Genomic DNA, 25614 nt, shown 5'->3' on the forward strand with positions numbered 1-25614 from the left:
TGCAGTGCAAGCATCACACAAACGGTTCAGCGTGCGTGGGCGAACTTCGTCTCCATGGCGCGGCGGAACACGACCGCGTCGTCCTTGGTGTCAATCTCCACGTCCGACCAGCGAACCACGTCGCCGTGCGCGATATCTTTCGTCAGCTTGACCCGATGCGCCAGCCCGATCGGCAACGCGCCGACCCTGAGACTATCCGCTGCCGGCATCAGCTTGCCCCAGACCGTATAGCCGCCCTCGCCGTCCAGCATTTCGCCAGCGCGCAGATTCTTCTTTGCAACGGCCGCGACGTCGCCGCGAAAATCTTGCGGCTGACCGGTCGGCTCATTGCGCAGCGCCGCCGACAGCACCGAGATGTTCAGTTCAAGCCCGATCAGGTGATACGGCTTGTACATCGCCGCATAACGGCCCGACGAATCCGTCTTCAGACCATACTGGCGGAAACAATCGGCTGCATAATCGTTCGGCGCTTCCAGCACGACATAGACGCCCCAGCGCAGATCGCGGAACACGGGGCGGCTGTCGCGCTCCAGCGACGAGACCACTTCCACCACGCCGGATTTTTCAAGCACGCCGCCCTTGTCGCGCGGACGCATGATATGCGGCAGGTCGTCGACGCCGCACGGGGGAAACAGCAGGCCGCCTGACGGCACGTCGAGGCCGGTGGCGTTGGCGATCGCCGCCATTTCGATGGCGGACTTGGTGCCGTCCAGAAACGAGTTGAACATCTGCGGATTCATGCCCGCGGACTGCGCTTCTGCGGCGGTCAGGCCATAGTGGCCCCAGACCCCGGCGGGTGTCACGTCGTGATAGATCGGCAGATACTTGGTGCCCTTGCCCGCCGCGACGACCTTGAAGCCGGTGGCGCGCGCCCAGTCCACCATCTCAGCGGTCAATGCAGGCTGATCGCCATAGGCGAGCGAATAGACGACACCAGCGCGGCGCGCTTCGTCCGCAAGCAACGGACCCGCCAGCACGTCGGCTTCGACATTGACCATGACGATATGCTTGCCCGCGGCAATCGCCGCGCGCGCATGACGAATGCCGACGGAGGGATTGCCGGTCGCTTCCACCACGACTTCGATGTTTCCACCGGTCGCGGCGCCGCCATCCTTGGTGAAGGTCGTGGCAGCGATCCGCGCTGCATCCCATCCCACCGTGCGGCAGGCTTCGCGCGCGCGGTCCGGATCGAGATCGACAATGACGGACACTTCAAGCCCCGGCGTATGCGGCACTTGTGAGAGAAACATCGAACCGAACTTGCCGGCGCCAATCAGCGCGACACGCACGGGTTTCCCCGCCGCACGGCGCTTTTCGAGAAGGTGATGAAGGTTCATGGAGTTAAAACTCTGACGGAGGGACGATCAGTCTATACCGTCATTGCGAGCGAAGCGAAGCAATCCAGACTTGCTGGATTGCTTCGTCGCAAATGCTTTCGCAATGACCGAAAACTATTCAGCCGCCTGACGATGGCTGCGGGCGTAACGCACCAGCGCGTCGTCATCCACCGTCTGGATCGGCGTGAAATCACGATGCGCGATGAATTCAGGCCGTGTCGGTGTGCGGATGTAGTTCGAAACCGAGTTCAGCGTGAGATAGACGATCTTGCGCGGATAGGGCGTGATGTTGCCGGACGAGCCGTGCACAAGATTGCCGTGGAACATCAGCATGCCGCCGGGTTTTCCGGTCGGCGCAACGATGCCGCCTTCCTGCACGAGGCGCGTGACCGTTTCCTCGTCGAGCGTCCAGAGCGGATAGGACGTGGTTGCAAGGTCGTGCGACGCCTTGAGGTCGCCGGCGTTCTGGCTTCTCGGCACCAGCATCAGCGGCCCGTTGATCGGCAGCACTTCGTCGAGGAACACAGCGATGTTCATCGCGAGCGGCTGCGGCATGCCGTCGTCGCGCTTCCAGGTGCCGTAATCCTGATGCCATTGCCAGACGTCGCCGGTGAAGGCGGATTTGGCGTTGATCTTGTACTGATGCATGTAGACCTTCTCACCGAAGATCTGCTCGACCGGATCGATCATGCGCGGATGCGCGCCGAGGAGGCGAAACGCCTCATTATAAAGATGGGCTGCAAAGGCCGTGCGCGGCGCGCCGCTCTTTTCGCGCCACACTTCAGGGCGTTGCTCGTCATAGATCGACACGGCTTCGCGCCGCAGGACATCGACTTCCTCGGCGTTGAAAAGCTCCGGCAGAAACAGCCAGCCTTCGGTCCGAAACTGCTCGAGTTGCTCGGCGGATAACTTCATGACGCACCCTTCCTGATCTGATTTTTTTGGTCTCGGACCGGTCCGGGCTCCGCACCCGTCACGATCGAGGTATTCAGTTCTTGCATTCTGAATTCAGTATTCTAAACTCAGATTGCTGCCGCCCGCGCCCGCTGTCAAGCGACAACGATATTGCTGCGCAGCGACGATGGAGGAACGGTGCTGGAAACCCTTACCCCGCCGAAAAGTCTGGTCGATCAGGCCTATGAGGTGATCCTCGATGCCCTGTGCGACGGCACGTTCAAACCCGGCGAACGCCTCACCCAGGAAGACATCGCCGCGCGCCTCAATGTCTCGCGGCAACCGGTGACGCACGCTCTGGCAATCTTGAAGGCGCAGGGATTTCTCGCGCAGGGACGTCAAGGATTGACCGTCACGTCGGTCGAGCCGGAATTCTTCGAGGCGATTTATCAATTCCGCTCAGCAGTCGAGCCGCTCGCGGTGAAGCTGGCGACGCCGCGTCTCACCAAAGAGGCGATCGCGCGCGGGCGCGCACTGGTCGAGCATGGCCGCGATGTGGTCGCGACCGGCGATGCCGGCGCGGCCTTGAAGGCCGACATGGACTTCCACTCTTTTATCTATGACCTCTCCGGCAATCCCCTGATCGCCGAAACGATGCGGCTGCACTGGCAGCATCTGCGCCGCGCGATGGGGAAGGTTCTGCGTCATCCCGGCATGTCGACCAGCGTCTGGAAGGAACACGGCCGTATTCTCGAGGACATGATCCGCGGTGATGGCGAAGGCGCTGCGGAACTGATGCGCCGTCATCTCCTTGAGGCTTACGACCGCGTCGGGACGGCCGACGAGGCCGGGCCGAAATCAGCGCCGGGTCACGGATAACTTCTCGGCAGGTCGAGCACCTTCTCGGCGATAAAGCTCAGGATCAGTTGCTCCGTGATCGGGGCGAGCCGCGTGATGCAGACTTCGCGGAACAGCCGCTCGACATGATACTCCTTGGCGTATCCGAAACCGCCATGGGTCGCGATCGCCTGCCACGCGGCATCGTAGCCCGCGCGCGCGCCGAGGAATTTCGCGCTGTTGGCTTCCGCGCCACACGGCGCGTCATGATCGTAAAGCCATGCAGCGCGCATCGCCATTTGCCAGGCTGACTCGAGATACATCCATTTCTCGGCAAGCGGATGCTGAATGCCCTGATTTTGTCCAATGGGACGATCGAACACGACACGCTCGCGCGCATATTTCGCCGCGCGGCGCAGGGCATCCTGTCCGATGCCAATCGCCTCGGCCGCGATCAGAATCCGCTCCGGATTGAGGCTATGCAGGATGTATGAGAAGCCCTTGCCTTCCTCGCCGATGCGATCGGACTCTGGAATGAAGAGACCGTCGATGAAAATCGAATTCGAGTCCACGGCCTTGCGACCCATCTTCGGAATGCGATGGACATCGATCTTCGCGCGGTCGAGATCGGTGTAGAAGATCGTGATGCCATCGGTCGGGCGCGCGCAGTCCTCATATTTCGTGGTCCGCGTCAGCAGCATGATCTTGTTCGCGACCTGCGCGGTCGAGGTCCAGACCTTTTGTCCGTGAACGACGTAGCCGCCCGGCACCTTCTGCGCGAATGTCTTGATGCGTGTCGTGTTCAGTCCGGCGTCCGGTTCTGTAAAGCCGAAGCAGCACTGATCGTCGCCGGAGACCAACCGAGGAACCCAGCGCGCTTTCTGCTCCGGCGTTCCCTTCACGACAATCGGATGCGGCCCGAACAGGTTGATATGAACCGCGGACGCTGAAGCCATGCCGCCGCCGTGGCTCGCGACCTCGTGCATCATGATCGCGGCTTCCGTCACACCGAGCCCCGCGCCGCCATACTCCTCCGGCATGGTGATGCCGAGCCAGCCTGCGTCCGCCATCGCGCGATGGAATTCGGACGGAAACACGCCGTCCTCGTCGCGCGCCAGCCAGTAGTCATCGCCGAAGCGCGTGACCACCGAGCGAACGCCTTCACGAATGACATCATGATCGTTCGACGGCTCGAATTCGTTGGTCTGCGATAAACTCATGGATTCTTTCCGAGAGGCAGGTGTCGGTGCGAGGCGATCAAACCGGTATGTCATACATTATACGGTGGATGCCAATGGTCCACGCGTGGCCAACCAAACAGTCGGTCGTCATTGCAACGTCGCGATGGTGTCGAATGCTCAATGTGCTGGCCGCGCCAAGCACCTAACTTTTCTCAGTTCGCAGTTGCGAGACAGATGAGATGGCCCGCAGCCCAATCGACGGTTAGCGAACAGATATCGCTTTTAACTCCGGCGCGAAGCTGATGTAATTTCGCAGTTCCGCTTGGTGGAATTCATTTTGGAAGAGGCGATATGAAACTGCATCGTCGTAAATTTCTGCAAGTGGCCACGGGAATTGCAGCACTGCCGGCATTCTCCAGAATCGCTCATGCGGAAGTCTATCCATCCCGGCCTGTTCGCATCCTCGTTGGATACACTCCCGGCGGCTCCGCAGACATCACAGCACGGTTGATAGGCCAATGGCTTTCGGAAAAGCTCGGCCAGCAATTCGTGATCGAGAATCGTCCCGGCGGTGGCACCAACATTGCGACCGAAGCTGTCGTGCGCGCGGATCCTGACGGCTACACCCTTCTGCTCGTGCCGCCCGCAGCCGCCATCAACGCGACGCTCTACAGCAAGCTCAGCTTCGATTTCATCAAGGACATCGAGCCGGTCGCTGGCCTTAATCGTTTTCCGAACGTTGTGGTGGTGAACCCTTCACTGCCGATAAAAACGATTCCCGAACTCATCGCCTACGCGAAAGAAAATCCCGGCAAGCTCAATATGGCATCGTCCGGCAACGGCTCGACAATTCACATGTCCGGCGAACTCTTCAAGATGCTGACCGGCATCAATATGGTGCACGTGGCCTATCGGGGCTCGGCCCCGGCGCTCACGGATATGATCGGTGGTCAGGTGCAGGTGATGTTCGACAACATTCCGACCTCTTTAGAGCATGTCAGGTCGGGCAAGTTGCGAGGCCTCGCCGTAACGAGCCTGACGCGCTCCGAGGTGTTGCCCGATCTGCCTCTCGTTGCCGACTATTTACCCGGCTATGAGGCAAGCGCCTGGTACGGCATCGGCGCGCCGAAGAGCACGCCGCCCGAGATCATCGACAAGCTGAACAAGGAGATCAACTCGGTACTTGCCGACCCGAAATTGAAGTCCCGGTTCAGGGAGCTTGGCGCAATGGAGTTGTCCGGATCGCCTGCGGATTTCAAAAAACTCATCGGGGATGAAACCGACAAGTGGGCCAAGGTGGTCAAATTCGCTGGCGCAAAGGTGGATTGATCTGAGCGAGTGTTGTCCGCTGTTGTCAAATTTTCAGCGGCATCCGCTTTTCCTCGGTGATCAAACCGGGATTTAAGTTCGATCATGGACTTCACATGACCGAGCGAATGGCTAGCTATTTGATTTCAAGAGGTTATGCGGGTTGGTGGTAGCGAGAGAGGGACTCGAACCCCCGACCCCAGGATTATGATTCCCGTGCTCTAACCAGCTGAGCTACCTCGCCACACGTTCATGCCGCCTTCGCGGTCGCGAACGGCGGCATATAAGAAGTCACCCAAATGCCTGTCAAGCAATGACTGCCAAGGATACCATCTGATTGGCGTTGCAGGCACATTTGCCGGCATCCATGGGCCGAAAAGCCTCATTTCGGCCGCACCGACGGATCGCCGCCGGGGCTACCAGGCGGCGGAATCACAGGCATGGTGCCGCCCTGCGGTGTCGGCGCGTGCATTTCCGGATCGACACCAGGCGGTGGGCACAGCACACCGTCCGATTTCGCAAGCTTGTCCCCGAGGGACTCAGCCCGGCCGGTTGTGGTGCCGCGCGGGGCGACGGTGCCTCCCTCCGGTACAGTTTCGGTCGGCGCGCAGTTCGACGCTGCACGGTCGGGATTTGGCGGCGCGGTCTGCGCGGGCGGCGTCGCCGGTGCAGGAGGAGCCTGCGCAAACGCCACGACAGGCAGCAGCGCCAGCGCGCAGCCGGCAACGATCGGGAATTTCATTTTCATCAGAGAGAAACAGCCTCAGCGCGAGGATGTTCCGGGATTATCGCATCAATCAATGGGGCTCATGCCCCAACGGCGGAACCACGGCGCGCGTGGGTACTAGAGGGTTCGCCCACCGGCCGCTGAAGGCGTCAGCCGAAATGACATCACCAGTGCCTTGCAGCCCGCAACCAGTGGCTTCTCCACCGCGTGAAACACCGCAATTCCCGTCAGCACACTCGCAACACAACCGATCACCACGAAAGCCGCTGTCACCGCCGGGCTCGCGCCTGCTCCCTCCATCAGAACGATGGTCTTGAGCATCGCGAGTGCAGCGCCATGCGTGAGATAGATCGAATACGATGCATCGCCGAGCAGCATCGGCAAACGCCATTCCTTCAATACCGGTTCGAGCCCGAGCGCTCCGGTGACGATCAGGAACGCAGGCAGGCCCCAATGAAAAAGCCGGACGGCGGTGAGGTTCGCCGCCGGCAGCATGTTTGAGGTCAGCAACAGACCGAATCCGATGACGATCAGAAACGCCGCCACGGCCGGACGGGGCAGTGCATTGCGCTCATACATGATGCCGAGCAGACACCCGATCATGAACTCGATCAGCAGCGGGCTGGTATAGGTCAGCGCAGCGGCGCCCGACGGCGTAACAACCAGCGGCAATGCGACAAGTCCGCCGAGGACCGCGCAGACGAACAGCGCGCGATGCTGCCGCACGAGCAGAAGCCCGCAAGCAAACACCGCATAGAAGAACATCTCGAAATTGAGGGTCCAGCCAGCGATCAGCAGTGGCTGAATGTCCCCCGTTCGTGGCGATACGAAGGGAATGAACAGCAGCGACCGGATGAGATTCCACACCGGCGGCAACGACGCGGCATCGCGGAACACCATCCAGCCCATATAGAGCAGCAGGGTCATCACCCAATACAGCGGCACCACGCGAATGATCCTGCTGACAACGAAAGAGGCCGGCGTGGTCCGCGCCGACGCGGTCGTGATCCACATGATGAAACCGCTGATAACAAAAAATATATCAACGCCCGCCGCACCGAACGACGGCCAGCCCGAATGGAAATACTCAAGCGCCATGCCGTCGGCATGGAAAAACACCACCATCAGGGCGGCGGCGGCGCGCAGGTACTGGATGGACAGGATTTTCGGCATGATCGGCTGAAGCTTTTGAGACCGGCGATGGCGGCCAAACCTGATTCAAACTCCATTAAAGATGCGGCAAGCGGAAACCACGGCTGCGTGACCTCCGTCATTAAGGCTCGTTAAGGATAACTGTTAAGAATCGGGAACCGGGTTTTTGGTACACGTCCTGGGTGCATATCTACCGAACGCCCCGCAGAGGACGAAATGGCTGCCCTGGCAGAACTCCCGCAGACAACGAGACGTCTGCTGCTCGCATCGGACTGTGAGGACCAGAGCGGCGAACTCGCGCGCATTCTGGAGAACGCAGGCAGCGTGGAATCGATCTCGATCTACGACCTACCCGATCATCCGGCCAGCGACTTCGCCGGCGTTATCATCGACATCGACCTCACATCCGCCGCCACCGTGCAGCGCGTCCGAAGCAAGCTGACCCGCGAGGCCTATCAGTCGTTGCCGCGGCTGTTCGTGCTGGCGGGTTCACTTCATCACGGGCCGACGCAAGCCTGGGCGCTGGGCGCGACCGATACGATCGAGCGGCCGTTCGACCCGGAAAGCATCCTGCATCGCATCCGCAATGTATTTCCGGAGACGCCCGAGGACGAGCGCACCACCGACGCGCGATTCCTGAGCAACGGCGTCACCGCGGCGCTGGTCGTAATGTCCAAGATTTTCCGGCGGCTGCCCGCGGGCATTCCGCTGACGCTCGATGATGTCATGCAGGCGGAAACGCAGATCCTGCGCGCGCTGAAACGCTGCTCGCTGCGGCAGTGGCTCGTCGCCGTCAACAAGCATCACAACAGGAGCTATCGCCACACGCTGCATGTCACCGGCTACGCCGTCGCGTTCGCACAGCATCTGGGAATGCGCGAAGACGATCAGCGCCGCCTGACCCGCGCGGCCTTGCTCCATGACGTCGGCAAGGCATTCGTCCCGGTCCCCATCCTCGACAAGAAGGGGGCGCTGACGGACGAGGAAAACGCCATTCTCGCCCAGCATACGCGGCTCGGTTACAACGCGCTGAGAGATCAGCGCGGATTTCCCGGCGAAGTGCTCGACGCCGTGCTGCATCACCACGAAATGCTCGACGGCACCGGCTATCCCGACGGCCTTCGCGGCTCGCGCATCAGCGATATCGTTCGCATCATCACGCTGGTGGACACTTATGCCACGCTGCTCGAACCCGACGCCGAAACGCACGGGATGATGCCGGAACAGGCCTTCGCAATTCTGGAATTGATGGACGGCAAGCTCGACGGCGCGCTGCGGCAGGCATTCCGGCCCGTGGCGCTCGGGATGTAGCCTAACCGCCAGATTGTCCTTGAAGGCCGCCGTCCCGGCTGTCGAAGGTCGTGCGTCTCCCGAAGATGTTGATTTTGCCGCCCTCCCGCGATTAGATGCACGTGCAACTAATTGAACGCGGCCGGCAACGCATCGGCTGCACCGGGAGAATCGCCATGCCGTTCGATCCATCGCTGACCCGCCGCTCATTCATGACCGCCGCTGCCGCGCTCGGCGCGGGTTTCACCGCCGCGGGCTCGGCTGCGCCGGCCTTCGCGCAGGCGGCCTATCCGGCGCGGCCGGTTCATCTCATCGTTCCTTACGCCGCGGGCGGCGGCACCGATTTCTTCGCGCGGCTGGCGGCGACATCGATGAGCGCGACCCTCGGTCAGCAGATCGTGGTGGAAAATCGCCCGGGTGCGGGCACACAGATCGGCGCCGAAGCTGCGGCAAAAGCCGATCCCGACGGCTACACTTTCCTGCTCGGCGACACCTCAACCTATGCCTCGAACAGAAGCCTCTATCAGAAGCTGAACTACGATCCACAAAAGGACTTCGCGCCGATTTCGCTGACCGGCCGTTTCGCGATCGTTCTGCTGGTCAATACCGACAAGCTCAATGTCGGCTCGGTCAAGGAGTTGATTGACGCCGCGAAGAAGACGCCGGGCGCCATCGACTATGCGAGCGCGGGCGTCGGCTCGCCATTTCATCTGGCTGCCGAACTGTTCGCACAATCGGCGGGCGTCAAGCTCAACCACGTTCCCTATAAGGGCGCGGGACCGGCACTGCAGGATCTTGCGGGCGGCCAGATCGGAATGATGTTCGTCGATTTCGCCAGTGCGCGCTCGCAACTCAGCCTGAAGTCGATCAAGGCCATCGCGGTTTGCTCGCCCGGCGAGTTCTACGGCCTGCCCGGCGTGCCTGCTGTCGCCGCCGACGTTCCCGGATTCGAGGCGTGGGCATGGCAGGGATTTTCAGCGCCCGCGAAAGTATCGCCCGACATCGTAACAAAGCTGCGTGAAGCGTATCTCAAGGCGGTCAACGATCCCGAGATCAAGCAGAAGCTGATCGCGGCCGGTATCGATCCGCTGCAAAGCACGCCGCAGGAGATGGCGGCCTATGTGGCCGCCGAAACCGCGAAGTGGGAGAAGGTCATCAAGACCGCCGGCATCAAGCTGGATTGAAGCGGCGCGCACTTACTCGCGCCGAACAAAGGACGCTCGCTCGTTTGCGCTCACGTCTCCGCGACGGGGCCGATCTTCTTCTCCAGCGCGGCGATGCGCGTCTTCAGCGCCTCGTTCTCTTCGCGCGCGAGGCGGGCCATATCCTTGACCGCCTCGAATTCCTCGCGCTTGACGAGATCGAGATCACGCAGAATGCGTTCGGCCTGATTGCGCACGACGGTTTCCACCTCGCGCTTGACGCCCTGCGCGGCGCCCGTGGCGTCGTTCATCAGGCGCGCGATCTCGTCGAAAAAGCGGTTGCTGGTCTGGGTCATCGTGAAAACTCCGAAGGCCGAAATATCCTGTCTAGCTTGCCCAGACAATGGTGATGGCGCAGGCGGGACGCAAGATGTAAGACACGGCAAGATTAAGGGCTTTCGCCGGAAATCGTCCCGCCATGTTGACCATCGCATTCCCTGTTTTCGACCCCGTCGCCATCGCCCTCGGGCCGATCGTCATCCGCTGGTACGCGCTGGCCTATATCGGCGGCATCGTGCTGGGCTGGCTCTATGCGCGCAAGATCATCCGCAGCGAGCGGCTGTGGGGCGGCAAGGCCCCGTTCACGGTGCTGGATTTCGACGACTTCATTCTGTGGGTGACGCTGGGAATCATCCTCGGTGGCCGCACCGGCTACGTGCTGTTCTACAATCCCGGTTTCTTCGCGGAGCATCCCGCCGAAATCCTTAAACTGTGGACCGGCGGCATGTCGTTCCACGGCGGTTTCATGGGTTGCGTGGTCGCGGTGCTGCTGTTCGGCTGGAAGCGCAACATCCCGGTCCTGTCGCTCGGCGACGTCACCTGCGCGGTCGGTCCCATTGGCCTGCTGCTCGGACGCATTGCCAATTTCATCAACAGCGAGTTGTGGGGCCGTCACGCCGACGCCAGTGTTCCCTGGGCGATGGTATTTCCGAACGGCGGGCCGCTGCCGCGTCATCCGAGCCAGCTCTATGAGGCCGGACTCGAAGGCGTTGCACTGTTCATCATATTGGCACTGCTGATCCGTGCCGGCGCGCTGAAGCGGCCCGGCTTCATCATCGGCGCTTTCGCAATCTTTTACGGCGTGGCGCGCATCACCGGCGAATTTTTCCGCGAGCCAGATCCGCAACTCGGATTTCTGTGGGGCGGTCTCACGATGGGAATGTTACTATCGGTTCCGATGATCCTCGCAGGCCTTGTATTCATTGTCGCTGCATGGCGGCGCGGTCCGCGAACGCTCAATGAACAGTCTGCCAAAGCGTCATAATCACGTAAGATCATACTGCGCTCACGATTCCCGACTGCCTGAAAGATTGCCGTGTCCGACCATTCGCTCCTTGAAACCCTGATCCGAAAGCATATCGCCGCGAACGGGCCGATGCCGGTATCGCGCTACATGCAAATGTGCCTGACGCATCCGGATCACGGCTACTACCTGCGGCGCGATCCGCTCGGCCGCGACGGCGATTTCATCACCGCGCCCGAAGTCAGCCAGATGTTCGGCGAACTGATCGGACTGTGGGCGGCCTCGGTCTGGAACGCGATGGGTATGCCGCAGGAGGTCAAGTTCATTGAACTTGGACCGGGCCGCGGCACCATGATGGCGGATGCCCTGCGCGCCGTCCGGATTCTGCCGGCGTTCCACGACGCCATCAGCGTGCATCTGGTCGAGACCAGTCCGACGCTGCGCGACAGGCAGCGCGTAAAGCTGGCCGAGGCCGCGCATGTGGAATGGTATGACAGCATCGATGATGTTCCCGAAGGACCTGCGATCATCCTCGCCAACGAGTTCTTCGACGCATTGCCGGTCCATCAGGCGGTCAAGCAGGAGACCGGCTGGCACGAGCGCGTCGTCGAGATCGATGACGGTGTTCTCGCCTATGGCGTTGCCAGCGATCCGATCCCGCGCTTCGAGGTGCTACTGCCGCCGCTGGTGCGTGCCGCGCCAAACGGCGCGATCTTCGAGTGGCGGTCCGACACCGCGATCATGACCATCGCACGAAGACTGCGCGATCAGGGCGGCGCCGCGCTGATTATCGACTACGGTCATCTGCGCAGCGACGCCGGCGATACCTTCCAGGCCGTCGCCAAACACAACTTCACCAACCCGCTGCGGAACGCCGGCCATGCCGACGTCACCGCGCATGTGGATTTTCAGGCGCTCGCCCGCGCCGCCGAGGACGTCGGCGCGCGTGCTCACGGCCCGGTTGAGCAAGGCGCGTTCCTCAACAGGCTCGGCATCGAGACCCGCGCGCAGGCGCTGATGAAGAATGCCTCCGAAGACGGCAAGAAACTGATTACGGCTGGCCTCGCCCGCCTCACCGGCCCGAGCCCCGAAGGCATGGGCTCGCTGTTCAAGGTGCTCGGCATCTCGGATCCTTCGATCAAGGCGCTGGCAGCGCTGTCCGATCAGGGATCGATGAACGCTGCGTCTGGCGGAGCATCGAAATCATGACGTTCGGGTCGTCGCTGCTGTCGGCCGTCCCCGGCTTGCGCCATGCGTTCTTCACGCGCGAAGGCGGCGTTTCCACCGGGCTCTATGCAAGTCTCAATGGCGGCGTCGGCTCGAATGACGATCCAGCGCACGTCACCGAGAACCGGCGGCGCATGGCGGAGCATCTCGGCGTTCAGCCCGCGCAATTTCTCACCGTGTTCCAGATTCACTCTCCAGATGTGGCAGTCGCAACAGCGCCGTGGGACACCGCATCACGCCCACGCGCTGACGCCATGGTCACGAAAGTGCCGGGCCTCGCCATCGGCGTCACCGCGGCCGATTGCGGCCCGGTCCTGTTCGCCGATCCCGCGGCGCATGTGATCGGCGCGGCCCACGCCGGCTGGAAGGGCGCATTCGGCGGCGTGCTTGAGAACACGATCGCGGCGATGGAAAATCTCGGCGCGTCCCGCGCAACCATGATTGCGGCCATCGGCCCCCTGATCCGGCAGCAAAGCTACGAGGTCGGCGCGGAGTTCGTCACACGCTTCACGGAAACTGACCAGGACAACGCGCGATTCTTCCGGCCGTCGGCGCGCGCGGAGCATTCGATGTTCGATCTCGGAGGCTATATAAGGCTGCGGCTGGAGCGCGCCGGCATCCTGATGATCGACGACACCGGCGTCGACACCTACCCGGACGAACGCTTCTTCAGCTATCGCCGCTCGGTTCATCGCAAGGAGCCGGACTACGGCCGCAACATCCATGCGATCGTGCTGGACGGCTAGCGCGGTGCCTCGCTCCGGCGATGCATACGACGGCTAGCGCCGAAGTCCTCGATCTTCTCATCCTCCCGGATTGATGCTGGTTCGGAAGGTTGCCGTCTATGCGGTGGCACGATCATGACAGCGATTTTTGTCGTGACGCCCGGACGTCCCCAAAATGTCGCCTGCAAGCTAAATTCCGACCAGAGAACGGCGTCCGGAATTTCCGCGACCCGATGCATCCAGTCCGTGCAGACCCCATCGTCCGAAAAACACATCGCCGCCCAGCCCTTTTCCAGCGTCGATGAACGCGGCATTCCCCATGTGCCCTGAAACTGGAAAGGCCGGCGATAGACCGGGTGATCGGGTGCGTAGAACGCCGCTGCAAAAGCAAGGCTGTCATCTCCGCTGACCGCCGTGAACGGTTCGTTGGTCTCCTGATGCCAGCGGCGGTTCATCTCGAGCGCCGCTGCGCTCAGAAAATTACGGTTGAGATCATAAGGATGCGTATTGCGATAAAACGCATGAAATGGCGCAGCGACCACGCAGGCGAGGAGAAATGCCGAAACAGCCGCCGATAGATTGACTGAATCGAAACGGTCGATTGCGAACTTCGCTGCGGCAACAACGATCACCACGCCGAGAAACAGGGCCTGCAAATTCCAGATCGGCGGCAGATCGGTCTGCAGCAAAATGCTGATGATCGGCGGCAGCAGCGTGGTCGTGGCAAAAATCCAAGCCAGCAGGATCAGTCCCGAGTCTAGATTCCTCAGATTCGAAACCATGCTTTTAAAATTCGATCTGATCATGAGGGCCCAGGCCAGCGCCGGCAACGCCAGATAAGCAGCAATGCCCACCAGGAACATGCCGGCCTCCCGGATAGCGATCTCCCGAGACAGGACGCCATGAGCATTCACGGCATATCCGAACGGCGCATAGCCTGTGGTGAACAGCCACCAAAGATGCGGGCTGAGCACCAGGAGGCCGCTGAGCCCCGATATCCACGGCGTGAAGGACGTGAAATAGGCGCGCCGCTGGGGGTGGGCGATTGCCGCAACGGCGAACCCGGCAATTAGAATGATCGAATAGTATTTTCCGAGCATCGCCACCGCAGCAGCCGCGCCTGCCGCCGCAGCCCAGATGAAAGCACGGCTTTCGAACGAGCGAAGAAAGCAGTAAACCGCGATCGGCCAGGTCGCCAGCAGGACAGTGTTGGCATTGAAGCGTTGCGCGTGAAACTGATAGGCGGGCAGCAACAAAACCAACAACAGGATGATCGCCCGGCCATCGCCGCGCACAAAGCGACGGGCCGTTAGATCGACGGCCCATAAGGCGACCGCTGAGTTCACCATCGCCAGAAGATAGAAAGACCAGTCGGCCAGTGGAAAAAAATACGACCAGGCGTATGCCAACCATCCCATCAGTGGCGGATGCTTGGGATTACCCCAGGCGAGCTCGCGGCCGACTGACCAGGTTTCGAGAGTATCGGGATGCAGATTTCCGCCCTGATAGGCGATGATCAAAAACGCCATCCAGATCGCGACAAAGCCGATCAGCAGCGCCGGAATCGCCCAGCCTCGCTCGACGCCGTTCAGCCAACGCTCAAAAGGCCTCCGCCAGCCAGGCTTGGCTGCGGTGGCAGCCGCATCAATGAACATTTTTGAAAATCATCCGAAGAACTTCGCGTTTTCTATCGAATCCCGAACCCCAGTAAAAGCCAAATCCGACACGTTTTGAGGCATTCCGATTTTGCGGCTGCGGGGCACGCCCTAGACCTTAATGCGTTTTAACGGTATCGCTCGATCCGGCCCAGCGGCGCGACAGACGCCTGCGGGACAGGGATTTTCGGGATGGCGTTGCGTATGAATTCCGGAGCGTATCGGGCCTTGCTGCGCCACTTGCGGCTGCCGGCGCTGTTTGCCGCGCTGTGCATCACCTCCGGATGCGCGGCCGGCGGCCAGATCGCGGTGTCCACCGGCCAGTCGTTCGGCCCCACGGTCGCCTTCGAATCCGTGGATGGCCCGCCGCCACAGGTGTTCGACCGGATGGTGCGCGCGCTGGAGGCGGAATCAGCCGCCCGCAGTTTCACCATCGTTTCCCGCGAGGCACAGGCTTCATACCGGATCCGGAGCTATCTGTCGGCGCAGGTCCGGCGCGGCCGCACCACCATCAGCTGGGTCTGGGACGTCTACGACCGGGATCAGGAGCGCGCCATCCGCCTCAGCGGCGAGGAGGCCGGGGGCAAGGGTGGCCGCGACGCCTGGGCCATCGCCGACGATCAATTGATGCGCCGAATCGCGCTCGCCGGGCTGAACGGCCTCAACGGCCTGATCAGCGGGACCGTCCCGGCACAGGACTCCCCGGCCCCGGCGGCGCCCCGGTCATCCGGACCGGCCATCGCGCAAACGGACGAGAATCGGCCTGAATCGACGCCCGGACAAATGCAGACGCTGGCCTTCAGCGCCCATTAGGGATACGGGCCCGTCCGCACGCCGGTTTTTGCAGGAAAACACTAAGGGCTGTATTGCCAGCCTTGTTATGTCCTTGTTATCACGCGCCTGCAAAAGCGCAGGTAACGGGTTCCACGGGCGGCACAGATTATGTTGAAAAGCGTTTCCCCCACGTCGCGAGGAGAGGCTGCAATTTCAGCGAAGAATGGCTCCATCAAGCTGGTGGCCGGCAATTCGAACCCCGAATTGGCTGCCGAGATTTCGTCGGTGCTCGGCGTTCCGCTGACGAAGGCGAGCGTGCGCCGTTTCGCCGACATGGAAATCTTCGTCGAGATTCAGGAAAACGTCCGCGGCTCCGACGTCTTCATCATCCAGTCGACGTCGTTTCCGACCAACGACCATCTGATGGAATTGCTGATCATCACCGATGCGCTGCGCCGCGCCTCCGCGCGCCGCATCACCGCCGTGATCCCCTATTTCGGCTACGCGCGGCAAGACCGCAAAGCCGGCGGCCGCACCCCGATCTCGGCCAAGCTGGTGGCCAACATGATCACCCATGCCGGCGCCGACCGCGTCATGACGCTCGACCTGCATGCCGGCCAGATCCAGGGCTTCTTCGATATCCCGACCGACAACCTTTATGCCTCGCCGTTGATGGTGCGCGACATCAAGGACAAGTTTGACCTCGCCAAGGTGATGGTGGTGTCACCCGACGTCGGCGGTGTGGCCCGCGCACGCGGCCTCGCCAAGCGCATCAACGCGCCGTTGGCCATCGTCGACAAGCGCCGCGAACGTGCCGGCGAATCCGAAGTCATGAACGTGATCGGCGATGTCGCCGGCTACAACTGCATCCTGATCGACGACATCGTCGATTCCGGCGGCACGCTGGTGAATGCGGCCGACGCGTTGCTCAAGTACGGCGCCAAGGAAGTCTCGGCCTATCTTACCCATGGCGTTCTGTCGGGCGGCGCGGTGGCGCGCATCACCTCCTCGCGGCTCAAGGAACTGGTCATCACCGACTCGATTCAACCGACCGACGCGATGCGCAAGGCGTCCAACATCCGCGTGCTCTCGGTCGCCTCCCTGATCGCCGAAGCGATCGGCCGCACCGCGTCCGAAGAGTCGGTTTCGAGCCTGTTCGACTGATCTTTCCGCGATTCATAAAAATTTTTTATTCAGCTTCCGCGCGTGATTGCGTGCGCATGACTCGTACCCCGCGAATCCGATTCCGTTTTGTTCTCGCGCACATGATCTCCATGGCGCGAGTCATTGCGCCATAAGCACATGCGCTGACTCAGGAATTTGTCCGGCGGCATGCAAAACCTGAGACAGATTTACCGGCTGCGCTTAATCTGTTGAAGAGTCTTGAAATTAACCCTTTGCCTGTGGACGGGATTCGCGCTGCCGTTGCGCGGATTCAGCAAATCACCGATCAATCTTGTCACAAGGTTGCCGTTGCGGCGCACGATCCGAAGCCGGGCCGTCATGATCGTAAACGGAGAACTTGCAGCGACAGTCATCGCTCGTTCTTTGCGTTTCGTTCAGCGTTTCACATCCCACACCAACTCAGGGTGAAGGCAGCATGTCCCAACTGGACATCATTACGGATTCGCGGAACAGCCCGCTTTCGGTGGTTGAAGAGATCGCCTCGTCCAACGACTGGTCGTTCGAACGCTCGGGCCAGGACGAGATTACCATCCTGACGCAAGGACAATGGACCGACTACCAGTTGTCGTTCACCTGGATGGGCGAGATCGACGCGCTGCATCTGGCCTGCACCTTCGATATGAAAATCCCCGAGGCGCGGCGCGGCGAAGTGCAGCGCCTGATCGCCGCGATCAACGAGCAATTGTGGATTGGTCACTTCGACGTCTGGCTCGCCACCGGGTCGGTCATGTACCGGCAGGCGCTGATCCTGCCGGGCGGCATGGCCGCCACGCCCGCTCAATGCGAACTCATGCTGGAGGGCGCCCTGCACGCCAGCGAGCGCTACTATCCGGCGCTGCAATTCGTGACCTGGGCCGGCAAGACCGCCGCGGAAGCCATGACCGCGGCGATGTTCGACACTGCCGGCGAGGCGTAGACCTTCTTCAAATATGCGATGTCGTCCCCGCGAAAGCGGGGACCCATTCTTACCGCCCGCAAGAGTTCGCAATAGCTTGTTGCACTCCTGCTCATTCAATAGAACTCTGTGGTTATGGGTCCCCGCTTTCGCGGGGACGACCCGGATAGATTGAATCATGGCAACAACCGTATCCTCCGACGCGCTGAAAAACTTCGAAGGCACTCTCGTGCTCGCGGGCGCGGGCAAGATGGGCAGCGCCATGCTGTCCGGCTGGCTGGCGCAGGGGCTCGATGCCGAACAGGTTGCCGTCATCGAACCGCATCCCTCCGACGAGACGCGCGGCTTCGTGGCGCGCGGCGTCAAGCTCAATCCGGATACGAAAAACGTCAGCGCCGACGTGCTGGTGCTCGCCGTCAAGCCGCAAATGTTTCGCGAAGCCGGACCGCAACTCAAATCCCTGGTCGGTCCAACCACACTCGTGACCTCGATCATGGCGGGCACCACCATCGCGGGCATTACCGGCATCTGCGGCGGCAAGGTCATCCGCGCCATGCCGAACACGCCGGCCGCCATCGGACGCGGCATCACGGTCGCGGTCGCGGCAAACGGCGTCTCGCCGGACCAGCGCGCCGTCGCGGACGCGCTGCTGCGCGCCACCGGGGCCGTCGAATGGGTCGAGGATGAAGCACTGATGGATGCGGTCACCGCAGTTTCAGGATCGGGTCCGGCCTACGTGTTCCTGCTGGCGGAAGAACTCGCGCGCGCCGGCGTCGCTGCCGGTCTGCCGGAAGCTCTGGCGACAAGGCTCGCACGCGATACCGTGTCGGGTTCAGGCGAACTTCTGCATCGCTCGGATCTCGACAGCGCAACCTTGCGCCAGAATGTCACCTCGCCGGGCGGCACCACGGCGGCGGCGCTTGAAGTCCTGATGGGACCGGACGGCTTTCAGCCGCTGCTGACCCGCGCCATTGCGGCGGCAACGAAGCGATCGAAGGAACTGGCGAAGTAATTATACGGGCACGCGCACCCTCGCACGCAGCCCGCCCATCGGGCTGTCGCCGAGCGTGATGTCGCCGCCGTGCGAGCGCGCGATGTCGCGGGCAATCGCAAGTCCGAGCCCCGTGCCGCCCTCGTCCTGATTGCGCGCATCGTCGAGCCGCAGGAACGGCTTGAACACTTCCTCGCGCATATCGAGCGGAATGCCGGGACCATCGTCGTCGACGGTCACCGTCAGATAGCGATGATCGCGATGGCCGGTGATCGAGATCGCGTCGGCATGGCGCGCGGCATTTGAGACCAGATTGGCGAGACAGCGCTTGAACGCAGCGGGTTTCACCGTCACCAGCGGCTGGCCATGGAATACGACGGTGGCCGCATGACCGTGGCGTTCGGCGTCGCTGCGCAATTCCTCCAGCGCCAGCTCCATGTCGGTCGGCTGCGCCTGCTCGCCGCTGTCGCCGCGCGCGAAGGACAGATAGGCCTCCAGCATGCCGCTCATCTCATCGACATCCTTGCGCATGCCCTCGACTTCCGGACTATCGCCGATCAGCGCCATCTCGAGCTTGAAGCGTGTCAGGATGGTGCGCAGATCGTGCGAGACGCCGGCCAGCATTGCGGTGCGCTGCTCGATGCTGCGCTCGACGCGCGATTTCATTTCCATGAAGGCGAGCGCCGCGCGGCGGACCTCGCGTGCGCCGCGCGGGCGAAAATCAGGCACTTCCCGGCCCTTGCCGAAACTTTCCGCGGCGTCCGCCAGCCGCAGGATCGGCTTGATCTGGTTGCGCAGGAACAGCACCGCAACAATCAGCAGGATCGACGAGGTACCCACCATCCAGAAAATGAAAATCTCGGAGTTGGACGCATAGGCGGCGCTGCGCTGCGCGAAAATGCGCATCACCGTATCGTCGAGCTTGATCCGGATTTCCACCAGCGACGAGCGGCCGACGGTGTCGATCCAGAACGGGCGTCCGATCTGGCGAGAGAGTTGTACCGACAATGTCTGGTCGAGCAGCGAGAAGAACGGCTTTGGCCCCGGCGCCGGCATGTCGTTGACCGGCAGGAAATCCACCACCAGCCCGAGACGCTGTTGCGCGATCCGCTTGATCTGTGTGCGGTCCTTGTCCTGCGGGTACACTTTGTAGACATCGATCAGCGCGGCAATGTCCTGCACCACGGCGGCCGACAGACGCCGCGTCACCGTATTCCAGTGCCGCTCCATGAACACGAAGGCGACCACCGATTGCAGGATCACCATCGGCACGATGATGATGAGCAGCGCGCGGGCGTAAAGCCCCTTCGGCATCATCTCCTTGAACCAGCGGCCCAGCCATTCGCTGGCGCTGGAGACGCGACGGGACGCGGTGCGGATGAAAGTCAGGCCGGTGTCCAGCGTACTCATGACCACGCGTCCGGACGGTTCATGGCGACGCCACGAGGCGATAGCCGATGCCGCGCACCGCCTGGAGGAACAGCGGATTGGCAGGATCGCGTTCAATCTTGCGCCGCAGCCGGTTGATCTGCACGTCCACCGCGCGCTCATTGGCGGTGCCGTCGCCGCCGGTCAGCGCGGCGCGTGGCACGGTGTCGCCCGGCGTCGCGCTAAGGATGCGCAGCATGTCGCGCTCGCGGTCGGTAAGATGGACGATCTTCTCGCCGTCGCGTAATTCGCCGCGCTCCAGATGATAGACGTAAGGCCCGAACGCGACCGATTCCACCGGCGGCGCAACCACCGGCGCGGCGCGCTTCAGAATGTTGGCGATGCGCAGCACAAGCTCGCGCGGCTCGAACGGTTTGGCCACGTAGTCGTCGGCGCCGATCTGCAAGCCTTCGATGCGCGCTTCGGCCTCGTGCCGCGCAGTCAGCATGATGATCGGCACTGCCGACGACGTGCGGATCGAGCGCGCGAGATCGAAGCCGGTTTCGCCCGGCATCATCACGTCGAGGATCAGCAGATCGAAATGCAGGCCGGTAAGCTTGGCGCGGGCGTCGGCCGCGCTCTTGGCGGTCGTGACGCGGTAGCCTTCGCCTGCGAGAAAGCGGGACAGCAGATCGCGGATGCGGCGGTCATCGTCGACCAGCAGCAGATGCGGCGCATCGTCGGCGGGCTCGGCGCGCACTCGGTCCGGGGTTACGGTCTCTGTCACCTTGCGTCCTTTGCCTTGCGGCCGGTCCTCAGGATCACGTCCAGCACCTTGTCAGGATCCTCGTGGTCGATCATGCCGAGCAGGAACTGGCGCGCGCCGTCCGCGGCCGCCGGACTCATGCCTTCGAGAGCACGGGTGATGCGCGCGGTTTGTAAACCGGCCAGCTTCGCCACCAGGGCCTCGCCCTTCGCCGTGGCAAAAAGAAGACGCTGCCGCCTGTCGTTGTCACCGGCCTTCTGAACAATATAGCCCTCGTCGAGAAGCTGTTTCAGCACCCGTCCGAGCGATTGCTTGGTGATCCGCAGCACGTCCAGCAGGTCGGCGACCTTGAGGCCCGGATAGCGGGTAACGAAGTGGACCACCCGGTGGTGGGCGCGGCCGAAACCGAACTCCTCCAGCACATGATCGGCGTCGCCGACGAAGTCGCGGTAGGCGAAAAACAGCAACTCGATGATGTCCCAGCGCTGGTCGCCGGACAGCGCTGGCGCGCCGGTCCCCTCTCTGGCGGGAACCTGCCCTGCACCCTGTGCTTTGAAATTTACGTCAGGCATATTGACATATCTTGGGTTCAATATTACAAAAAGACCAAGCTTCACGAAATATTCGGATATTTCGCCGCTTCGGCCTCTCGGAGATACCTGAAAACCTCGGCCGGATACGAAGCGATTTTTTCGCCGTGCGATTGTCGGTCGACATTCCACGAAACATACTGGACTTAACCGCTCACGACAAACGAACGAGCACCTGCCGGCTCCCGCGAGTGAACCGGCCGATCTGGGAGAAATGCGATGGGAGTTTCGTTCGATAAAATCGACGGCGCGATGCTGCTGCCATTCGAAACGCAGCCTGCGGCGAACCCGACGTCCGAGAAGGACCGTGCGGCCAAGCTCGTCGATCCTGGCTTCGGCCGGATCTTTACCGATCACATGGCCGTGGTTCGCTATAGCCAGAGCAAGGGCTGGCATGGTGCGCGCATCGAATCCCGCGCGAACTTCGCGCTCGATCCGGCGACAGCGGTCCTGCACTATGCTCAGGAAATTTTCGAAGGCCTCAAAGCCTACAAGCGCGACGACGGCGGCGTGAACCTGTTTCGTCCCGACGCCAATGCCCGGCGCTTCCGGAGTTCGGCCGAGCGAATGGCGATGGCGCCGCTGCCCGAGCCTGTGTTCATCGAAGCGATCGAGCAGCTCGTGCGCATCGACAGCGCATGGATACCGGGTGGCGAAGGCAGTCTCTATCTGCGGCCTTTCATGATCGCGAACGAGGTGTTCCTCGGCGTGAAGCCGTCCGCGGAATACATCTTCGCTGTCATCGCTTCGCCGGTCGGCTCCTATTTCAAGGGCGGCCCCGCTCCCGTGTCGATCTGGGTGTCGGAGAACTACACGCGCGCCGCGATCGGCGGCACCGGCGCGGTCAAATGCGGCGGCAACTACGCCGCGAGCCTGCGCGCGCAGGCCGAGGCTATCGATCACGGCTGCGATCAGGTGGTTTTCCTAGATGCGGTCGAGCGCCGCTACATCGAGGAACTCGGCGGCATGAACGTGTTCTTCGTGTTCGACGACGGCTCGCTGCTGACGCCGCCGCTCGGCACGATCCTGCCGGGCATCACCCGGGATTCGATTATCGCGCTCGCGAAGGAAACCGGCACGCGCGTGCGCGAGGAGACCTACACCATCGACCAGTGGCGCGCGGATGCTGCCAGCGGCAAGCTGAAAGAAGCCTTCGCATGCGGGACGGCGGCCGTCATCTCTCCGATCGGCAAGGTTCGTTCCGTGAGTGGCGATTTCACCATCAACGGCGGCGCGGCAGGTCCCGTTGCGATGGGATTGCGCAAGAAGCTCGTCGACATCCAGTACGGTCGTGCAGCCGACACGCACAACTGGATCAAGAAGGTTCTGTGAGCGACATTGACGCGCGCCGCTATCGAGCGGCTGCCTTCCACATCTTGTAGAGATCTTCTTCCCCGTCCGGACGGACGGGGAAATACTCCACCTTGAGCGCGATCTGCTTCGCAACCGGTCGCGCCATCTCGGCATAGATCGCCGCGGTCGATAGCCCGTAGGGCTCGCCGTCCTCGTTGGAGTACGCGTAGGTGACCTCGGTGATGCCGGTGAGATGCATCGCCGCCAGACACATCGGACACGGATGTCCGCTGGCATAGATCGCGCAACCATCAAGCCGCGGCGAGCCGAGCGCACGGCTTGCGGCGCGGATCGCCTGCAGTTCGGCATGTGTGGTGGGATCGCCGGTTACTGCTATTTCATTGACGCCGGTTGCGATCGTCTTGCCATCCTTGACCAGCACCGCGCCAAACGGCCGGCCACCGCGTCGGACATTGTCACGTGCAAGATCGATCGCCTCGCACAGAAAGCGTTCAGCAGACATGCCGCTCTCTCCTTACGCCAATGCCTCTGCAGGAATCCAGAACACCTCGCCGTCGGAGTCCTCGGTGTCGAGCCACAGCAGGGGCAGGTTCGGATAGGCATCCCCCAACACATCGCGGCCCCGGCCGATCTCGCAGAGCAGCCCGCCGTCCGGCGTGAGGTGATTTTTCGTCTCGTCTAGAATCTTGCGCACGAGGTCGAGACCGTCATCGCCACCGTCGAATGCGATCACGGGTTCATGCAGGCATTCGCGCGGCAGGCCCGCCATGCCCTCCGCATCGACGTAAGGCGGATTGGTGATGATGAGATCGTAACGCTCGTCGCCGACGGCCTCGAACAGGTTGCCCTGATACAGCGACACGCGATCCTCGAGACCGTAATCGGCGACATTGCGCGCGGCGACCGCCAGCGCATCCGGTGAAATGTCCACCGCATCGACGGTCGCATTGGGGAAACTCTGACACGCCAGAATCGCAAGACACCCGGAGCCGGTGCACAGATCGAGAACGCGCGTGATATTGCCCGGATCGTCGATCAGCGAACCGCCCTCCTCCTCGAGGTCGCCGCTGAAATGCGAATCCAGCAGTTCGCCGATGAACGAACGCGGCACGATCACCCGTTCGTCGACATAGAACGGCAGACCGCGCATGTAGATCTTGTTGACGAGATACGCCGCGGGTTTGCGCGTGGCGATGCGCCTGTCGATCAGCGAAAGGATTTTCGCCGCTTCATGCGAAGTGACCCGCGCATTCGCGAACATCTCGAACTGGTCGGGGTGCAGATGCAGTGCTTCGCAGACGATGAACGCGGCTTCCGCCACCGGATCGGTGGTGCCATGGGCGAACACCAGTTCAGCCTCGACAAAGCGGCTGACTCCGTAGCGCATCAGGTCGAGCAGCGTCTTGAGTTCGCCCGGCGCGACCTTGAGCGGCTTCGTGGCTCTGGCGAGCTTTTTCGTGGAGGCTCGCCCGCCTGCGCGCTTCGTTGCCGCTTTCGCTGCTGCCGGTTTCGATTTCTTTGCCATTACTTTTTCCAGCGCGCTGCCGCGTCGTCGTCATGGGCTTGCGCATCGACCCAGACCTGTTGCTTTTCGCTGCCGCCGGCGCGCTCTTCGGATTTCCAGAACGGCGCGTTGGCCTTGAGATAGTCCATCAGGAATTCCGCCGCCTGAAACGCAGCTTCGCGGTGAGCCGAGGCCGTCAGCACCAGCACGATATTGTCGCCCGGCACGACGCGGCCATAACGATGAATCACCGTAACGCCGGTCAGCGGCCAGCGCGATGTCGCTTCATCCACATGCCGGCCGATCTCGGCTTCCGCCATGCCGGGATAATGCTCGAGCGTCATCGCGACGATGGCATCCTTGCCTGTGCCGCCCCGACAGATCCCGGAAAAGGAAACCACCGCACCGATGTCGGTGTTGCCCTTGGTGAGCGCTGCAATCTCCGCCGCGATGTCGAAATCGGCGGACTGCAGGCGGATGGTGACCGGAATGGCCATGGAAATTTAACCGCCGGTCATCGGCGGGAAAAACGCGATCTCGCGTGCACCGGCAATCGCGGTATCGGACTTCACGTGGGTGTGGTCGATGGCGGCGCGGATCGTGCGCGGCGAGGCGAAGGCGTTGGCGTATTCCTCGCCGCGCGCCACCAGCCACTGCATCAGGTCGGCCACGGTGCGGACGCTCGCTGGCGGCTCAAGCATTTCCTCCGCCTTGCCGACGCGCTCGCGCACCCATGCGAAATAAAGAACCTTCACCGGTCTTCCTCGGTCAGATGATGGATCCCTGCACGGAGGTAATCCCATCCGGTGTAAATGGTGAGAATCGCCGAAATCCACAACAGCACGATGCCGATCAGGATGGTCGGCGGCAGAATGGCCTCGCCTGCTTCGCCCGCGATCAGAAATCCGATGGCGACAAGCTGAACCGTGGTCTTCCATTTAGCCAGTTGCGACACCGGCACGCTGATGCGAATGACAGCCAGATATTCGCGCAGGCCCGACACCAGAATCTCGCGGCACAGGATGACGATAGCGGCCCACAGCGACCAGCCGCGGATGGTCTCATCCGCCGCCAGCATCAGCAGGCACGACGCCACCAGCAGCTTGTCGGCGATCGGGTCGAGCATTTTCCCCAGTGACGATTGCTGGTCCCAGATTCGCGCATAATAACCATCGAGAAAATCGGTGACGGCAGCGGCGATGAAGACGAACAACGCCACCCAGCGCAGCCACAGCGGCGCGCCCATGATGGACTGTGCATACATGCAGCCGATCACCACCGGAATGGCGGCAATCCGGGAATAAGTGAGGATATTGGGCAAAGACAGCGAGCGCTTCGCCGGCTTGGGGGTGACGACACTGACCATAAGGTTACCAATACTGCGAAAACGCCCGCGTCAACAGCCTACGGCGCGCATTTCGGGCAAGTCTAAAACAAGGGCGGCGGGAA

General features: G+C 62.0%; 27 protein-coding genes and 1 tRNA gene. 12 read left to right on the plus strand and 16 right to left on the minus strand.

All coding sequences use genetic code 11. The annotated features are described in order from the left end of the window. Positions 1-26 precede the first annotated feature (26 nt). Together AC07UB_RS19880 and AC07UB_RS19885 are read right to left on the minus strand one after the other, a co-directional pair. Positions 27-1337 carry an NAD(P)H-dependent oxidoreductase gene (locus tag AC07UB_RS19880; protein WP_494653920.1) on the minus strand — a complete coding sequence of 437 codons (1311 nt, stop codon included), beginning with the start codon at positions 1335-1337 and terminating at the stop codon, positions 27-29. 114 nt (positions 1338-1451) lie between these two features. Next, positions 1452-2252, minus strand: a complete 801-nt coding sequence (locus AC07UB_RS19885; RefSeq protein ID WP_492792066.1) for a phytanoyl-CoA dioxygenase family protein — start codon at positions 2250-2252, stop codon at positions 1452-1454. 177 nt (positions 2253-2429) lie between these two features. On the opposite strand from AC07UB_RS19885, the gene AC07UB_RS19890 reads away from it, so the two are divergent. After that, positions 2430-3110, plus strand: a complete 681-nt coding sequence (locus AC07UB_RS19890; protein ID WP_494653918.1) for a GntR family transcriptional regulator — start codon at positions 2430-2432, stop codon at positions 3108-3110. Here the strand turns inward: AC07UB_RS19890 and AC07UB_RS19895 are convergent. Next, entirely contained in the window at positions 3101-4288 is a 1188-nt protein-coding gene (locus AC07UB_RS19895; RefSeq protein WP_494653916.1) for an acyl-CoA dehydrogenase family protein, read from the minus strand. The two genes, AC07UB_RS19890 and AC07UB_RS19895, sit on opposite strands and share 10 nt — an antisense overlap. Positions 4289-4600: 312 nt before the next feature. Between AC07UB_RS19895 and AC07UB_RS19900 the strand changes: the two genes are divergently transcribed. Then, on the plus strand, positions 4601-5578 hold the full coding sequence (locus AC07UB_RS19900; protein WP_494653914.1) for a Bug family tripartite tricarboxylate transporter substrate binding protein: 978 nt from the start codon (positions 4601-4603) through the stop codon (positions 5576-5578). A 146-nt stretch (positions 5579-5724) separates the two neighbouring features. On the opposite strand, the gene AC07UB_RS19905 is transcribed toward AC07UB_RS19900, so the two are convergent. The 3 genes from AC07UB_RS19905 to AC07UB_RS19915 form a co-directional block, all read right to left on the minus strand. Continuing rightward, a tRNA-Met gene (locus AC07UB_RS19905) sits at positions 5725-5801 on the minus strand. A gap of 138 nt (positions 5802-5939) precedes the next feature. Next, positions 5940-6305, minus strand: coding sequence for a hypothetical protein (locus AC07UB_RS19910; protein WP_492792062.1), 366 nt, complete (start codon positions 6303-6305; stop codon positions 5940-5942). Between the two features lie 96 nt (positions 6306-6401). Then, complete coding sequence (locus tag AC07UB_RS19915; RefSeq protein ID WP_494653912.1) at positions 6402-7457, minus strand: acyltransferase family protein; 1056 nt, start codon at positions 7455-7457, stop codon at positions 6402-6404. A gap of 195 nt (positions 7458-7652) precedes the next feature. Here AC07UB_RS19915 and AC07UB_RS19920 point away from each other — a divergent pair, with 195 nt between their 5' ends. Both AC07UB_RS19920 and AC07UB_RS19925 read left to right on the plus strand, forming a co-directional pair. Further along, complete coding sequence (locus AC07UB_RS19920; RefSeq protein WP_492792060.1) at positions 7653-8747, plus strand: HD-GYP domain-containing protein; 1095 nt, start codon at positions 7653-7655, stop codon at positions 8745-8747. Positions 8748-8902: 155 nt separating this feature from the next. Beyond that, a complete protein-coding gene (locus tag AC07UB_RS19925) occupies positions 8903-9910 on the plus strand; it encodes a Bug family tripartite tricarboxylate transporter substrate binding protein (protein ID WP_494653909.1) in 1008 nt (335 codons plus the stop codon). A gap of 50 nt (positions 9911-9960) precedes the next feature. Here the strand turns inward: AC07UB_RS19925 and AC07UB_RS19930 are convergent, their stop codons facing one another. Next, the gene (locus tag AC07UB_RS19930; RefSeq protein ID WP_492792058.1) at positions 9961-10224 is read right to left on the minus strand and encodes an accessory factor UbiK family protein; all 264 of its coding nucleotides are present in this window, start codon (positions 10222-10224) and stop codon (positions 9961-9963) included. Between the two features lie 122 nt (positions 10225-10346). Between AC07UB_RS19930 and lgt the strand changes: the two genes are divergently transcribed. From lgt to pgeF, 3 genes are read left to right on the plus strand one after another with little or no spacing between them, the layout of a single operon-like run. After that, entirely contained in the window at positions 10347-11192 is an 846-nt protein-coding gene (lgt, locus tag AC07UB_RS19935) for a prolipoprotein diacylglyceryl transferase (protein WP_492792057.1), read from the plus strand. Between the two features lie 51 nt (positions 11193-11243). Next, complete coding sequence (locus tag AC07UB_RS19940) at positions 11244-12380, plus strand: class I SAM-dependent methyltransferase (protein ID WP_492792056.1); 1137 nt, start codon at positions 11244-11246, stop codon at positions 12378-12380. Further along, positions 12377-13144, plus strand: coding sequence for a peptidoglycan editing factor PgeF (gene pgeF, locus AC07UB_RS19945; protein WP_492792055.1), 768 nt, complete (start codon positions 12377-12379; stop codon positions 13142-13144). The genes AC07UB_RS19940 and pgeF overlap by 4 nt, the downstream gene beginning before the upstream one ends. Here pgeF and AC07UB_RS19950 read toward each other — a convergent pair. Beyond that, on the minus strand, positions 13141-14778 hold the full coding sequence (locus AC07UB_RS19950; RefSeq protein ID WP_492792054.1) for a glycosyltransferase family 39 protein: 1638 nt from the start codon (positions 14776-14778) through the stop codon (positions 13141-13143). The genes pgeF and AC07UB_RS19950 overlap by 4 nt on opposite strands. A 192-nt stretch (positions 14779-14970) precedes the next feature. Between AC07UB_RS19950 and AC07UB_RS19955 the strand changes: the two genes are divergently transcribed. The 4 genes from AC07UB_RS19955 to proC all read left to right on the plus strand — a co-directional run bounded on the left by AC07UB_RS19955 (position 14971) and on the right by proC (position 18644). Beyond that, positions 14971-15591: a hypothetical protein gene (locus tag AC07UB_RS19955; RefSeq protein ID WP_492792053.1), complete on the plus strand. Its 621-nt coding sequence runs from the start codon at positions 14971-14973 to the stop codon at positions 15589-15591. A 171-nt stretch (positions 15592-15762) separates the two neighbouring features. Next, positions 15763-16716 (plus strand): ribose-phosphate pyrophosphokinase, encoded by a 954-nt coding sequence (locus AC07UB_RS19960; protein ID WP_492792780.1) that lies wholly within the window; start codon positions 15763-15765, stop codon positions 16714-16716. Positions 16717-17152: 436 nt separating this feature from the next. Then, a complete protein-coding gene (locus AC07UB_RS19965; RefSeq protein ID WP_492792052.1) occupies positions 17153-17653 on the plus strand; it encodes a type III secretion system chaperone family protein in 501 nt (166 codons plus the stop codon). Between the two features lie 157 nt (positions 17654-17810). After that, positions 17811-18644: a pyrroline-5-carboxylate reductase gene (gene proC, locus AC07UB_RS19970; protein WP_494653906.1), complete on the plus strand. Its 834-nt coding sequence runs from the start codon at positions 17811-17813 to the stop codon at positions 18642-18644. Here the strand turns inward: proC and AC07UB_RS19975 are convergent, their stop codons facing one another. From AC07UB_RS19975 to AC07UB_RS19985, 3 genes are read right to left on the minus strand one after another with little or no spacing between them, the layout of a single operon-like run. Then, complete coding sequence (locus tag AC07UB_RS19975) at positions 18645-20033, minus strand: ATP-binding protein (RefSeq protein WP_494653904.1); 1389 nt, start codon at positions 20031-20033, stop codon at positions 18645-18647. A gap of 19 nt (positions 20034-20052) precedes the next feature. Next, the gene (locus AC07UB_RS19980) at positions 20053-20778 is read right to left on the minus strand and encodes a response regulator (RefSeq protein ID WP_492792049.1); all 726 of its coding nucleotides are present in this window, start codon (positions 20776-20778) and stop codon (positions 20053-20055) included. Then, on the minus strand, positions 20775-21329 hold the full coding sequence (locus AC07UB_RS19985; RefSeq protein WP_492792048.1) for a MarR family winged helix-turn-helix transcriptional regulator: 555 nt from the start codon (positions 21327-21329) through the stop codon (positions 20775-20777). Before AC07UB_RS19985 ends, AC07UB_RS19980 begins: the two co-directional genes overlap by 4 nt. Positions 21330-21566: 237 nt before the next feature. Here AC07UB_RS19985 and AC07UB_RS19990 point away from each other — a divergent pair, with 237 nt between their 5' ends. Further along, a complete protein-coding gene (locus AC07UB_RS19990) occupies positions 21567-22679 on the plus strand; it encodes a branched-chain amino acid aminotransferase (RefSeq protein ID WP_492792047.1) in 1113 nt (370 codons plus the stop codon). 19 nt (positions 22680-22698) lie between these two features. Here AC07UB_RS19990 and AC07UB_RS19995 read toward each other — a convergent pair whose 3' ends face one another. From AC07UB_RS19995 to pgsA, 5 genes are read right to left on the minus strand one after another with little or no spacing between them, the layout of a single operon-like run. Then, entirely contained in the window at positions 22699-23163 is a 465-nt protein-coding gene (locus AC07UB_RS19995) for a nucleoside deaminase (protein WP_494653901.1), read from the minus strand. A 12-nt stretch (positions 23164-23175) separates the two neighbouring features. Further along, on the minus strand, positions 23176-24186 hold the full coding sequence (prmB, locus tag AC07UB_RS20000) for a 50S ribosomal protein L3 N(5)-glutamine methyltransferase (RefSeq protein ID WP_492792045.1): 1011 nt from the start codon (positions 24184-24186) through the stop codon (positions 23176-23178). Next, positions 24186-24662, minus strand: a complete 477-nt coding sequence (locus tag AC07UB_RS20005) for a molybdenum cofactor biosynthesis protein MoaE (protein ID WP_492792044.1) — start codon at positions 24660-24662, stop codon at positions 24186-24188. The genes prmB and AC07UB_RS20005 overlap by 1 nt, the downstream gene beginning before the upstream one ends. A 6-nt stretch (positions 24663-24668) precedes the next feature. Continuing rightward, the gene (moaD, locus tag AC07UB_RS20010) at positions 24669-24920 is read right to left on the minus strand and encodes a molybdopterin converting factor subunit 1 (RefSeq protein WP_492792043.1); all 252 of its coding nucleotides are present in this window, start codon (positions 24918-24920) and stop codon (positions 24669-24671) included. Continuing rightward, positions 24917-25531 (minus strand): CDP-diacylglycerol--glycerol-3-phosphate 3-phosphatidyltransferase, encoded by a 615-nt coding sequence (pgsA, locus tag AC07UB_RS20015; protein ID WP_492792042.1) that lies wholly within the window; start codon positions 25529-25531, stop codon positions 24917-24919. Before pgsA ends, moaD begins: the two co-directional genes overlap by 4 nt. Between the last annotated feature and the right edge of the window lie 83 nt (positions 25532-25614).

This window comes from Afipia sp. GW821-FHT04G03, from assembly GCF_059419985.1.

Coding starts and splice junctions, on each gene's coding strand:
- AC07UB_RS19880 (WP_494653920.1), bottom strand. CDS start 1,337: ATGAACCTTCATCACCTTCTCGAAAAGCGCCGTGCGGCGGGGAAACCC.
- AC07UB_RS20005 (WP_492792044.1), bottom strand. CDS start 24,662: ATGGCCATTCCGGTCACCATCCGCCTGCAGTCCGCCGATTTCGACATC.
- AC07UB_RS19995 (WP_494653901.1), bottom strand. CDS start 23,163: ATGTCTGCTGAACGCTTTCTGTGCGAGGCGATCGATCTTGCACGTGAC.
- AC07UB_RS19900 (WP_494653914.1), top strand. CDS start 4,601: ATGAAACTGCATCGTCGTAAATTTCTGCAAGTGGCCACGGGAATTGCA.
- proC (WP_494653906.1), top strand. CDS start 17,811: ATGGCAACAACCGTATCCTCCGACGCGCTGAAAAACTTCGAAGGCACT.
- AC07UB_RS19965 (WP_492792052.1), top strand. CDS start 17,153: ATGTCCCAACTGGACATCATTACGGATTCGCGGAACAGCCCGCTTTCG.
- AC07UB_RS19955 (WP_492792053.1), top strand. CDS start 14,971: ATGGCGTTGCGTATGAATTCCGGAGCGTATCGGGCCTTGCTGCGCCAC.
- pgsA (WP_492792042.1), bottom strand. CDS start 25,531: ATGGTCAGTGTCGTCACCCCCAAGCCGGCGAAGCGCTCGCTGTCTTTG.
- AC07UB_RS19925 (WP_494653909.1), top strand. CDS start 8,903: ATGCCGTTCGATCCATCGCTGACCCGCCGCTCATTCATGACCGCCGCT.
- AC07UB_RS19985 (WP_492792048.1), bottom strand. CDS start 21,329: ATGCCTGACGTAAATTTCAAAGCACAGGGTGCAGGGCAGGTTCCCGCC.
- AC07UB_RS19920 (WP_492792060.1), top strand. CDS start 7,653: ATGGCTGCCCTGGCAGAACTCCCGCAGACAACGAGACGTCTGCTGCTC.
- pgeF (WP_492792055.1), top strand. CDS start 12,377: ATGACGTTCGGGTCGTCGCTGCTGTCGGCCGTCCCCGGCTTGCGCCAT.
- prmB (WP_492792045.1), bottom strand. CDS start 24,186: ATGGCAAAGAAATCGAAACCGGCAGCAGCGAAAGCGGCAACGAAGCGC.
- AC07UB_RS19990 (WP_492792047.1), top strand. CDS start 21,567: ATGGGAGTTTCGTTCGATAAAATCGACGGCGCGATGCTGCTGCCATTC.
- AC07UB_RS19975 (WP_494653904.1), bottom strand. CDS start 20,033: ATGAGTACGCTGGACACCGGCCTGACTTTCATCCGCACCGCGTCCCGT.
- AC07UB_RS19895 (WP_494653916.1), bottom strand. CDS start 4,288: ATGAGTTTATCGCAGACCAACGAATTCGAGCCGTCGAACGATCATGAT.
- AC07UB_RS19915 (WP_494653912.1), bottom strand. CDS start 7,457: ATGCCGAAAATCCTGTCCATCCAGTACCTGCGCGCCGCCGCCGCCCTG.
- AC07UB_RS19910 (WP_492792062.1), bottom strand. CDS start 6,305: ATGAAAATGAAATTCCCGATCGTTGCCGGCTGCGCGCTGGCGCTGCTG.
- AC07UB_RS19950 (WP_492792054.1), bottom strand. CDS start 14,778: ATGTTCATTGATGCGGCTGCCACCGCAGCCAAGCCTGGCTGGCGGAGG.
- lgt (WP_492792057.1), top strand. CDS start 10,347: ATGTTGACCATCGCATTCCCTGTTTTCGACCCCGTCGCCATCGCCCTC.
- AC07UB_RS19930 (WP_492792058.1), bottom strand. CDS start 10,224: ATGACCCAGACCAGCAACCGCTTTTTCGACGAGATCGCGCGCCTGATG.
- AC07UB_RS19885 (WP_492792066.1), bottom strand. CDS start 2,252: ATGAAGTTATCCGCCGAGCAACTCGAGCAGTTTCGGACCGAAGGCTGG.